The 4,747-nt window shown below is 50.1% G+C and carries 7 protein-coding genes; 4 read left to right on the forward strand and 3 right to left on the reverse strand.

Annotated features, from left to right (window positions below):
- The 3 genes from ACJMM9_RS16825 to ACJMM9_RS16835 form a co-directional block, all read right to left on the reverse strand.
- A partial coding sequence (locus ACJMM9_RS16825) for a hypothetical protein (protein WP_405329607.1) occupies positions 1-230 on the reverse strand: 230 nt, incomplete at its 3' end.
- Positions 211-477 carry a hypothetical protein gene (locus ACJMM9_RS16830; protein WP_405329610.1) on the reverse strand — a complete coding sequence of 89 codons (267 nt, stop codon included), beginning with the start codon at positions 475-477 and terminating at the stop codon, positions 211-213. The genes ACJMM9_RS16825 and ACJMM9_RS16830, both read right to left, overlap by 20 nt.
- A 94-nt stretch (positions 478-571) precedes the next feature.
- Positions 572-736, reverse strand: coding sequence for a hypothetical protein (locus ACJMM9_RS16835; RefSeq protein ID WP_405329613.1), 165 nt, complete (start codon positions 734-736; stop codon positions 572-574).
- 887 nt (positions 737-1,623) lie between these two features.
- Here ACJMM9_RS16835 and ACJMM9_RS16840 point away from each other — a divergent pair.
- The 4 genes from ACJMM9_RS16840 (at position 1,624) to ACJMM9_RS16855 (ending at position 3,900) form a co-directional block, all read left to right on the forward strand.
- Entirely contained in the window at positions 1,624-1,854 is a 231-nt protein-coding gene (locus tag ACJMM9_RS16840; protein WP_405329616.1) for a hypothetical protein, read from the forward strand.
- A gap of 90 nt (positions 1,855-1,944) precedes the next feature.
- Entirely contained in the window at positions 1,945-2,874 is a 930-nt protein-coding gene (locus ACJMM9_RS16845; protein WP_405329619.1) for a hypothetical protein, read from the forward strand.
- Between the two features lie 16 nt (positions 2,875-2,890).
- Positions 2,891-3,067: a hypothetical protein gene (locus ACJMM9_RS16850; protein WP_405329622.1), complete on the forward strand. Its 177-nt coding sequence runs from the start codon at positions 2,891-2,893 to the stop codon at positions 3,065-3,067.
- Positions 3,068-3,198: 131 nt separating this feature from the next.
- Positions 3,199-3,900, forward strand: a complete 702-nt coding sequence (locus ACJMM9_RS16855; protein WP_405329625.1) for a tyrosine-type recombinase/integrase — start codon at positions 3,199-3,201, stop codon at positions 3,898-3,900.
- Positions 3,901-4,747: the final 847 nt, after the last annotated feature.

Below are 4,747 nucleotides of genomic sequence, written 5' to 3' on the forward strand. Positions count from 1 at the left end.
AGCTCAAAGATGGCTTGCTCGTCTTGCTTGCTCTCGCCGCCGTATGGGGTAAAGCCGTGAGCTTTTGCCCAGTAGAAGTACTCCCAAAACCCGCTCCAAGACGGAACGGGTGCTGGCTTGTATTTGAAAATCGCTCGGTAATCTGCATACGGCAGAATGGTAAATTCTGTCGCGTGCACGTCAACAGGGTTTTTGCCGATGTACTCTAGGTTACATGTTGTCTGTGTCATTGATTACATCTCCTTCAAAAATGACGCTTCCGTCGTCAGCTGTGCTGTATGGTCTGATTCCGCTTTCCTCTCTGAGCGTGTCGCGGTCGCGTCTGATTTCTTCGTATTCCCTGCGGAGGTCGCGGAGAACGTCAAGTTCAAGTTCGAGGTCGCTTTCGAGTTCCTCTTTCTCGGCTCCCGTGTTTTCTTCGTACGAGTCGAAGTACTCCCAACAAAGCTCCTTGATACGCTCTTGCGTTACTCTCATTAAGTCCTCTGTGAAAAACATTGCTCTTGTGTAGATTTCTGATACTTTCATTTTGCATTCTCCTTTGTTTGCGTTTTTTTTCCGCGCGCCGCCGTTAGGCGGCAGGCGCGGCAGGAGAACCCAGCCACGCCCAAAAGAACAGAACCACGCCCGAACGACGGCAGACAACCGCAGGACGGACAGCCCCGACGAACCAAGAAGCCCGAACAGCCGACAGAGAACCAGCAGGAACAACGACCCAACCCCGAGCCGCCCACACGGGACAACCCCGAACCGCCCAAAAAGCAGGACGAGGGAACCGAACGAACAACAGCCGACGGAGAACCGCCCAGACGACGAACAACGGACAGAGAACAACCCCGACCGCCAACCAAACGAGGAACAGCCCCGGGAACAGCGAGAAGCCGCCCGCCACCGACAGGGAACCCGACGACCACCAACGCCAAACACGACCAACAACACGGAAAAACAACACGGGAAACACCACCCAGAAACAAGCTAGCACGAACAAGAACCGCCCGCGCCGCAACACCCCCACAAGAGCAGACGGTCACCCGACCGCCCGAACAGACAAAAGATACCGACTTTTAGAGCACCCCTTGATAAGATGAATGCCGAGAGTGTAACTTGAAAAAGTCTGTAAGGTCTGGGTATAAGGGCAACCCCGTAGCCGCTTGCGGGCAAAAAATTTTCCAAAGTTGGCAATAGCAAAAAAGAAATTTTAGGCAGTATGGGTTTTTGTTTTGTCATTTGCTAATGACAAAACGGAAACCAAGAAATAAACCTTTGATAATCGCTTTTTTTTGCTCGATTTTGCAAATTGCTATTGCCAATTTGGAAATTTTTTGAGGGTTGCCCGACCCGCAAGTCTGACATAATGGGGGTTTTGCGCGGACGGTTTACGCCGTGGTTTGGCGTTGCGCGGTACCGATTTTGCCTAGGAGCAGTCAAGGAACGTTTTCCCGCTGGGGCATCGGACGGTTTGACGGCACGCACCAACGTTTCCTCTAGAAGTCGCTTTCCACGGCGGCGACGAGAGTTCGCCAAAGCCGCCGCGAACCCGTTGTTTCCTCTTTTGCCGGCGGAGCCGTCAGCGTCTTGCCCGCTGACGGCGGTCTACTTCAACAAAGTTAGGAGGTGTTTCATTTGGCTGGTTTACCGCCTTTCAACCACTTTCAAGTCTTTTATCGTGAACATATCGACTCTATCACTAAGCGGGATGCCTTTATCTCCCAAGAGTTTCGTGCGGATCTCTGGCTTTCTGTTCCCACTTATGAACAGGCTATGCGCATCTGCGACTTGCTCACGGCTGACTCATTAATTGATTATGGCGACGGTTCGCGGGATTACCGTCATTATTATGTGAAAGATATGTAAATTCTTGTCGTTTTTTTGTTCTGTGGGGTCGCGCTCTATTACTTGATATATAGGACATTATTCCGTCATGGTATGTCAATTAATGGTCTTATGCTGACTGACAAGGATGCATTATATAACGGTCGTGTCAAATACCGTCGTGAGTCTGACGGTTCACTGACTCCTTTGGAGATCCTCTATTGTAACCGCTTGATATTCAATCCTAGCGGTGTACATGTTTCGGAGTATACTAAAGCCGTGGAATGGCGGCTTGATTATGAACAGACGAACGCCGAGTTATACGGCGGTGCGTTTCCTCGTTCTGGGGCTTATAAGCCCGAACGACACCCCGAGGAAAACCTTGAACGCTCGAAACGTCGAGCTGTCGGAAAAATGCAGGATTATATCTTGTGTAATGACTTCGACTGCTTTGTTACTCTGACTCTCGACGGGGAGAAAATCAGCCGCGACGATTACGGGGCGGTAATCAAACGGCTGAATACTTACCTAGATAACAGGGTGCGACGGAACGGTCTAATCTATCTCGGGGTGCCCGAGTTGCACAAAAAGGGCGGTTTTCATTTCCATTTCCTCTGCAATTCGTCCGCGCTCAAACTTGTAGACAGTGGGACGGTTTCGGTGCAGGGGCATAAACGCCCGATTAAGGTTGCAACCGCCGACCGAAAAGGAATCCCGCTGGAACAACGTCACACGGTCTACAATGTTTCCGACTGGACACTTGGCTTCTCGACCGCGATTATGACGTATGGTGAACGGCTTGCGGTCGCTCGATATATCGGGAAATATATTGCAAAAGGTTCCGAGAAAATCGGCGGGCGGTGGTATTATTCGGGTGGCAAACTTGCCTTGCCTGTCTGTGAGTATTGCCGTGGCGGCTTCGATAAGCTCGGACAAATAACCTATGAGTTCGACTGTGCGGGCGGTCGGTTTAAAGTGATAAAATTCGATGATAAAGGAGAAGCTATAACACATGATAGAAGTGCCGACGAAATACTACAAGATTCTGATGTCAAGTCTTGATGTTCCGAAAGAGGTTATGCGGGCTTGCTGTTGCGCCGTTGGTGTGGTGCTCGGTAACTATTACCATTCAAACTGCATGCCGATTTGCCGCGAGGTTAAAACCGATGATGAGGATATGACAATGTGGGAAGTTTCTCACGCTGTCGCCGACTGGGGCGTAATCAGTGCGGAAATGCACCAGAAACGCCCGTGACGCGCTTTTGGGGAAAATTCTGAATTTACATACTCAGGACTGTAAACACGTGACACGCGCCCGATAACGTGCTATAATAAGCATATGGGGGGTGCTGTAAACTGGCGCGTACGATTTACCTTAAGCCAGCGATTTATAATAAGCTCTATGCCGCGATGCAGTATGAAAACGCGCTGGCGTTGCGAACGAGCCTTGAAACGGGCTGGCGTATAGACGACGTGTTACATTTGAGAGTGTCCGACCTAAAGGGGAGAACGCTCTCTTGTGTTTCGATGAAAACGGGAAAACCTGATAAAAAAGTTATAAGCGCAGACCTCGCAAAACGGCTTCTGCAGGTCGCCAATAATGGGCGGCTCTTTGATGGGCGTTTTGGTGACAAGCCGAGGACAAGGCAAGCAGTCTGGCGCGACGTGAAAAAAGCTGTAAAACGGCTTGGTATCGCGGGAAACGTGGCACCGCATAGTGCCCGCAAAACTTACGCCGTTGAGGATTTCAAGGATAACGGGCTTGCACAAGTTCAAAAAGATCTGCAACACGACAGACTAAGCACTACTCTGATTTACGCCTTTGCCGACTTGCTGACGGCTTCCGAGGGGATTCGGGGCGGCGCGTTTTTGCGAGCCGAGAAAAACGACGGCTCCGAGAAAACCGACGACGGACAGAAACAGAACGCTGCCGAAATCGCCACGGGAGCAAAAACAGGACGGGCACAAGGTGCCGCGCCGCTGAACGCACACAGTCAGACGGCTATGGTTTTCGCTGAATACGTCGCCGAAAAAGTACTCGAACGGATTGAGCCGCTAATTTTAAGGTTGACAAACGCGGCTCGATAGTGTATCATGTAGACACTTGATGATAGCGAGGTGAGAAAAAACGAAATAACGAAATCAGCCCAGACGACCGCGACGGTCTTTCGGGTGGACGATTGGAGCAAAATCCATATTTTGTACCCCGAATGGGGCTTGTAGTTGAGGGGAGAAAAACTCCCCGAGAGTTTTTCTCCCCTCAATTATACAAAATATAGGGTTTTGATTCAATCGAGCTTCCGTTTGATGCCGTTTTGTCAACGGCTCTGCTTGGGCTGATGTTCCTATAATTGAATAGAACCTTTCCCACACATTACACACTTTACACGGGAGATTTACGCTCGTTCGGAGTGCCGCCTCCCCGCAAGATTGCGGGGACGGGAGGGGTGTTGATAGGGTGTTTTCATGAATGTATGAAGTCTGGTTTTTAGATTATAGTCGGTCGGTGAATTGAATATGCTTTTTCTACGCGGGGGTTTCTTCACTGCTTCATCTTTTCGGTAATACCTCCATTCGAGTTGATTTTTATTTCCTCCGCGTTGAAATAGAAAAAAGCACCTATGAGCAAAGGAGTTCCGCGCGTCATAGGTGCTTGTTTCTTTGTCTGCACAAAGCATAACAAAAGACGGCGGTTCGGCTCTCGCCTTACCGTCGCCCTTTGTTACTTGATGATAGACTTTCGTCCGTCGTGCCAACTAGATTATATCATGGATTCATAGCCTTGTCAAGCCACTCGCTCCATTCCCGCTGTTGAGTTTTCCACTCGTTGCGGATTTGCTGAATGTTCAGCTCAAAGATGGCTTGCTCGTCTTGCTTGCTCTCGCCGCCGTATGGGGTAAAGCCGTGAGCTTTTGCCCAGTAGAAGTACTCCCAA

The organism is Fibrobacter sp. (assembly GCF_045112255.1).
In the GTDB taxonomy this organism is placed as follows: Bacteria; Fibrobacterota; Fibrobacteria; order Fibrobacterales; family Fibrobacteraceae; genus Fibrobacter.

Coding starts and splice junctions, on each gene's coding strand:
- ACJMM9_RS16830 (WP_405329610.1), bottom strand. CDS start 477: ATGAGAGTAACGCAAGAGCGTATCAAGGAGCTTTGTTGGGAGTACTTC.
- ACJMM9_RS16845 (WP_405329619.1), top strand. CDS start 1,945: ATGCTGACTGACAAGGATGCATTATATAACGGTCGTGTCAAATACCGT.
- ACJMM9_RS16850 (WP_405329622.1), top strand. CDS start 2,891: ATGCGGGCTTGCTGTTGCGCCGTTGGTGTGGTGCTCGGTAACTATTAC.